Origin of the sequence: Acetobacter sp. DmW_125128 (assembly GCF_008704325.1) — a bacterium.
GTDB classification, from domain to species: Bacteria; Pseudomonadota; Alphaproteobacteria; order Acetobacterales; family Acetobacteraceae; genus Acetobacter; species Acetobacter oryzifermentans.
In genome coordinates, this window is record NZ_VHOP01000074.1 from 1 (window position 1) to 6,426 (window position 6,426).

Genomic DNA, 6,426 nt, shown 5'->3' on the forward strand with positions numbered 1-6,426 from the left:
GACTTCATGGAAAAGCAGGGCTTTGTCTCCAAGGTTCATCGCAAAAAGCCGCATCTCAAGCCTATGCCCCGGCATATCCAGAAATCGAATGCAGGAAAATCCATTATCCGGTCGCGTGTCGAGCATGTCTTTGCCGATCAGAAGTCACAGACGGGGCTGTTTGTCCGGACTGTCGGTATCAGCCGAGCCACCATGAGGATCGGGCTCGCCAATATCGTCTACAATATGCGCCGCTTCCTCTTCCTCGAAAGATTGAACGCGAGCGCATAGCCATCCAGCGGAGGACAACTCCCAATCTGCTCAAAACGCAGACCGGAGGCCATCGCAAAAACCGTCAATCAAATCGCCAAAACCCAGAAATTACCGGCCAAGCACATCAATCAGGGGTTCTTCGATCCCTCCACATTCAATCGCGCGAGTTGCTCTTCAACACCAAAGAAATCATTCTGCTTCATCTTCCATTCATTCCAATTAACCCAGGAGAAATGGAATCACAGGGAGTGTACCAAAACCCGTGGGTTTTCGAACCCTCCAGCTTCCTCAATCTCACCGCTGCCAAAATCTGGATTAGATCTTTTTTAATGTGAGTTAATTGATCATGAACATAATAATGTTGTTTTAACACGGTCTAGGATATTTATAGCTGCAGCATCAAATGCTTCTTTACTGTACTTGTTTTCTACGAAATTTCTGGCCTTTACTCCATAATTTGCAATTATATTTGGTTGCGAAAAAATAGTTTCAAGTATTTTTGAAAGATCATTTTCAACGTTATTTCCTATTATAAAGCCTGTTTTGTTGTTAATCACACTAAACGCGAGTTCGCCTACTGGCGTTGCGATTACTGGCAATCCCATTGCCATAGCTTCGTGTGCTGCGAGACACATACCTTCAAAAAGAGAGGGCTGGATGTAAACATCAAGGGTTTTTAGAAAAGAGGACGTATCATCGCAATAGCCAATAAGGGTTATAATTTCATCTAAACCATATTGTTTGATCTCGCTCTGCAAAATTGTTTTTAATGGACCTTCCCCAGCGATGGAGACACGTAGTCGATTTATTAGATTTGGATGATGTAATCGAAAATTTTGTATTCCTTTAATAAGAGCACTATAATTTTTCTGTTCCCGTAAACGTCCCATACTGCCCAAATGTAAAGGACGTTTGCCATCCCAGTATGTCGTGATATAGGTTGAATCATCACAAACGTAGAGCGGCCAAGTCATGATACGCGATGTTGGGATGCGCATCTTGGAATGTAGAAACTGCTCAACAAGCGCTGAATCAGCAATCCATAATTGCGTTAGATTGCGTAAAAGCTGTGTATAACTTCTTACAGAAGCACTGTGTTTCCAACTTACGACAGGAATACCTAAAATTTTTCCTGCGATTTGCCCTACAAGAGTAGCAGCGCTCAAGGATGTCCAAATAATATCAGGACGATTATTACGCAAAATTTTTAAAAATGATGAGATGTAAGTAAGCTTGTTTCGTTTACCATCGAACATGATGGTATATGGTATGTTTGCTGCTTCTAGTTTAGGAGCCGCTTTCATGTCCCTTGGTTCGCAAGCTGTGACTTGAATCTGACAGTTGTGTTTGCGTAATGTCTGTAAAATAGCAGGCATCGCGAATTCAGCGCCACCATTTTCTAGACTAGTCACGAGGTAATGGATTTTCATATATTTGTCAGTCCTAGTTAATGTTGTTGCCATGTTTTAAATAGTTATCATGTATTTTCCGAAGGATACGTTAATGCAAAAATTTTGGTCGCAGCTATGGAACACCACCAGAGCATGATTGTTGATGCTACAACTGCGGATCCTGCAGCACCCCATATTCCAAAATATTTGGTAAGTTCGAATAACACTGGCATATAAACGATTATTGCAAATGCTTTCGCATGCAATACTGAATATACTCTACCCATCACTGTCAACAATGGTTCTAGAGGAACAACAGAAATATCAATCATCGCACTTGTAGCTAAGATGGCAATTAACATTCCCCCTTGGGGAATGGAATGATGCAGCATGTAATTCAGAATATTGCTCCCTAATGTGATGGATACCGTCAGTACCACAACTGCTAAAATGCTGATGGTGGCGTAAATACGCATTAATATGTACTTTAATTCTTTCACGTTACCATCGTCTCGAGAACGGATGAATTCTGGATAAAGTGCAGGGATCATCATGTTGGCAGGTTTTGCTAAGGCATTTGTAATTTGGCTGGCAACGCGAAAGATGGCTGCGTCTCCAGCTCCCATCCACGCACCAATGAGAAGGGTCGAAATTTGCTTAAAAAATGCCTGCAAGATTTCGTTGAGGCTGGTGCCTAGTGTCAGTTTCCATATTCCGGGGATTTGTATTGTTGGAAAGAAGAGCTCTTTCCATGGGAAACGTTGACGGGTAGCCTCATGGATAAAGCGTAGCGCAACAATGTTATATATGGCGAACAGTGCGATCTGTGTGAAACACCACAGAAAAACAAAGAAAGATAATCCGCATTTATATTCGTACCCGATAAAACTACCAACTGTGCGAGTTATGGTACCTACGAGTTCAATCGTGGTCGCTATTTTGAATTTATCAAGAAGACGTAATGCTCCAACTGGCCATCCCCGGTTCATGAAAAGGATTGTAATGGAGCAAACTTCCGCCAAAGATTTAATATCGGATGGCCACGCGAGTAGGTTGCCGAACACAGCAATGCCGCATAATCCAAAAATCGTTCCAATCATGCCGCTAAGACCGTCAGAACGCATACAAAACGTCAATATTTGGTTAAATTCCCGAAAATTTTTCTCTCGTAGAGACATAGTGCCATAATGTACTAATGGCTGCCATGAGTGCAGGTGCGTTATATCAGATATTAAAATAAGGTAGCTTGTAATAAGAAGCATATTACCGAAACCGTTTAACCCAGCTGCTTGGACGGTTAATGGCACGTAGATAAAACTACATATCGCATTTAATACACGTCCAACGACAATCGTTGTCGTGTTGCTCATAATTCGAGCAAATGCGGTCTTCCCTTTGTTTTCGCTCATTTTTATTCTGCCAATGCGAATAAAGTTCTCACATTGTTCAGGAATCGAGAAATAAACCCATAAAACGCCACACATGGATGCTGTGGCTCGTGCAGACTTTCAGGCATCATTTCTCACTTATTGTTACCTTAATTGCGATGTGAGGGCATATAGCGCGACAAACGCGAGGCATCAAATATAAACAAGTATCGACTTTTGCGTCAAAATCTGTTTTTTGAGCCAGCATATGCTGACACCTCGTACATCTTTTTATTTTTGCGCTTAATGATATGTCCGGACACCATATATGTCGTTTAATCTAGATACTCCCAGAGCGTCAGACCAGCAGTTAGCTGCTCTTTTTCATAATATTATGGTCGATGATGAAGTAAATCTATCTGTTGCATGTCCAACTGATGTTACGCCAGATTGTAATCAGGAGGAACTAAATGCGTGTTATCGAATATCATGGCAATTGCTGGTGCGTGGTATCGACTTAGCAGATTTTCGCCGAATGATAGCACGTATTGCCGTTAGACGGGAAGCTTCACCTGATGAGCGTATATATTATAAAGAGGTCAGGGCTCGCTTTAAGCATATGCGTTTTGGTTGTGCTAATTTTGATGTGCGGCATCGTTATCCGTGGCAACTTCATTTTATTACCAGTCAAATGGGTTTTTTACAGGATGCCTTCAAAAGTGGGCAAAAGTTCAAGACATGCTGGATGGCGGCAGTTTTATGGATCGTTTTACTACCTTTGCCATTCAAATTAGTACAGAGACGTATTGAAAATTTTTTATCTAGCAATCCTCCGAAGTTCAGAGAGTTCCAGTGTGCTGAAATTGCAAAACTAGCAAAAGCACTGGCTTCCGGGGAACAGGTCACGGGACAACAGTTTCATTCGCTGCGTAAAATAATTAGCCGACGAACGGCATTTGTTGACACCTTGCGTATCATTCGTCCTAGCCAGCAGCTAAATAACTTATCTGCCTATCTTGCAACGATTAATGGTTTGATGGGGGATATGCACGATGAATTACTTCTTAAAGAAATTAGAGGTGAGTTAGATTATCATAAGGACAAATTTTTGCTGCCGGATCCCATTGCGGTGCGCTTGCGTAAGCTTATTGATGCCAACCTGCGCAAAATTTCCTATCCGCCTCACACTATAACATCTTCTCCAGTATAAGGCGATTATGGAAAGTTTTCAGTTATGATGCTCAGTTCAGATCACATTAAAGATTTTGCGATGGAAATAAAAAAACTACGTCCTATTTCAGGGCGTAAAACGGCCGTCATTGCCGTGGTCGGTGCGGATGGAAGTGGTAAATCCACTTTGGGAAATTATATTTTAGAACAGATGCAGAGGGATCGTCCTACGAGATTTTGTCACTTGGGGAAGCAAACAGGGAATTGGGGTAGATTTATAGCTCGAATGCCGTTTGTTGGACGAAAGGTAGACAGGAAAATTTTGAACAAGTCAGCTGCTACACGTTCTGACAAGGGGGCAGGAGGAGTTACTGCTTTCGTGGTTTTTGTCTTGTCTATGCGACGAGTTATGCGTTTCTTGAAGATGCGTTTTTTTCACAAACAAGGATATACAATATTAACTGACCGTTATCCTCAGGCTGTCATTCCAGGTCCGATGGATGGTCCTAGTCTCGTAGCTCGTAATCCTGATGGGAAATTTGTAAGTATCCTAACCCGTCTTGAGCAGAAATTGTATGAATGGATGGCGACATTCAAACCTGATGTTGTAATTCGACTTAACGTAGATTTGCAGACTGCGGTGGCACGGAAACCTGATCACCGTTATGAATCATTGGCACGCAAAATCAAAGATGTGCCGCTTTTAACGTTTAATGGTGCGCCCATATTCGATCTGGATAGTTCTTTACCTCTTTCTACTGTACAGCAGGAAGCATGGTTGGTAGTAAAACATGTTTTGGAAATGTATCCACGTTATTCAGAGATGCGATAGATATAATAATCGTCAATAAACAAAACAGGATTTTATTTAGAAATCTCATGATATATAGCATATGATGAGAGATTTGAATAAAATAATCGGGTTGTATACATGAAAATAATAAGCAAATATACGCTTTCAAAAACTATAAATCCATTTCTTGTGTCCCTTTTTGTCGTAATGACGGCACTATTGTTGGAAAGATTGCTAGTGTTGTTTGGGATACTGGCTGAAGGCAACAACAAAATTTCAATATTTGTAAGATTGTTGTCTATGCTTACTCCTCATTATCTAGGTTTGGCAATTCCGGCGGCTTTATGCGTAAGTATCTTTTTCATTATGCAAAACATGAGCCAAAATGAAGAAATAGATGCAATAAATAGTATGGGAATTTCACTATCGCAATTGGCCCGGCCATTTGTTGTAGTTGGCGTCGTTTTTTCTATTATAACATTTTTACTCTATGGATTTATTCAACCATATGCACGCTACGATTTTCGAAAGGCACTATATACAGCAACCCATACTGGATGGGCTCCCCGCCTTCAGTCAGGTAAATTTGTGAGTCCGTCTGGGAAACTAACTTTGTTCGCAGACAATGTAAATTCAAACGGCGATACATTATATCATGTATTCATTCGTGATCTTTCTTATGGTAAAGAACAGGATATTACTGCTCGACAAGGAAATATATATGTTTCATCTGCAACACAAAATATTCAGATCGATTTGAATGATGGGTATATTGTTACAGATGATAAAAAAGATTCTCCCTCTACGACATATTTTACTCATGCTACTCGAATTCTTATCGGGAAAAGCTATATGGGCGCATTTCATGCACGTGGAGATGATGAACGTGAATTAACATTTCTGGAACTTATTATACGCCTCAAGAATGGAAATTATCTTGTCCCGTATTCTGACATGTACTCTCAGATGCATTTTATACTGGCACGAAGTGTTATATTGATTTTTATTCCTTTGTTATCAATTTCATTGGCGATGAGCCAAAAAAGGAAAAAAAATCGTACAGGTTTAGTTATAGCTTTAATAATATTGGTCGGATTGGACCATACTCTTCAATTATCCCATAGTCTTATGGCGACAAAAAATTTATCTGCAATATTTATGTGGGTTCCTCCTGTTTTATTTGGTATTGTATGTACAATTGTCCTTTTATATAAATCTGGTGATTTTCAAGGACGAATTACACGATAAATTAATATAAATATTATAAAAATAAACTAAAAATAAAATAATAAATTTTATTATGAAATATAAATAGGTGTTTTTGACACTGTAATGTGTGCAGGAGAGTATCCGCATTCATCACCATCTGGAGGGTTCGAAAAACCTTTGACTGAGTGCTCTTGTGCGTGATTTCAGGTTCCTTATCCTGATTTTTGCTCTGCGATTTGAGCAG

At 40.2% G+C, this 6,426-nt stretch carries 5 protein-coding genes and 1 pseudogene; 4 read left to right on the top strand and 2 right to left on the bottom strand.

Annotated features, from left to right (window positions below):
• Positions 1-270: pseudogene (locus FKW19_RS14665) on the top strand (IS5/IS1182 family transposase); the annotation flags it as partial.
• Between the two features lie 326 nt (positions 271-596).
• On the opposite strand, the gene FKW19_RS14670 reads toward FKW19_RS14665, so the two are convergent.
• Complete coding sequence (locus FKW19_RS14670; protein ID WP_003631053.1) at positions 597-1,715, bottom strand: glycosyltransferase; 1,119 nt, start codon at positions 1,713-1,715, stop codon at positions 597-599.
• A 14-nt stretch (positions 1,716-1,729) separates the two neighbouring features.
• Positions 1,730-3,052, bottom strand: coding sequence for a lipopolysaccharide biosynthesis protein (locus FKW19_RS14675; protein ID WP_116100360.1), 1,323 nt, complete (start codon positions 3,050-3,052; stop codon positions 1,730-1,732).
• Between the two features lie 286 nt (positions 3,053-3,338).
• On the opposite strand from FKW19_RS14675, the gene FKW19_RS14680 reads away from it, so the two are divergent.
• From FKW19_RS14680 to FKW19_RS14690, 3 genes are all read left to right on the top strand, one after another.
• Positions 3,339-4,220 carry a hypothetical protein gene (locus FKW19_RS14680; protein WP_150150607.1) on the top strand — a complete coding sequence of 294 codons (882 nt, stop codon included), beginning with the start codon at positions 3,339-3,341 and terminating at the stop codon, positions 4,218-4,220.
• Between the two features lie 24 nt (positions 4,221-4,244).
• Positions 4,245-5,012: a hypothetical protein gene (locus FKW19_RS14685; protein WP_003631050.1), complete on the top strand. Its 768-nt coding sequence runs from the start codon at positions 4,245-4,247 to the stop codon at positions 5,010-5,012.
• Between the two features lie 99 nt (positions 5,013-5,111).
• Positions 5,112-6,221, top strand: a complete 1,110-nt coding sequence (locus tag FKW19_RS14690; RefSeq protein ID WP_116100361.1) for an LptF/LptG family permease — start codon at positions 5,112-5,114, stop codon at positions 6,219-6,221.
• Positions 6,222-6,426 lie beyond the last annotated feature (205 nt).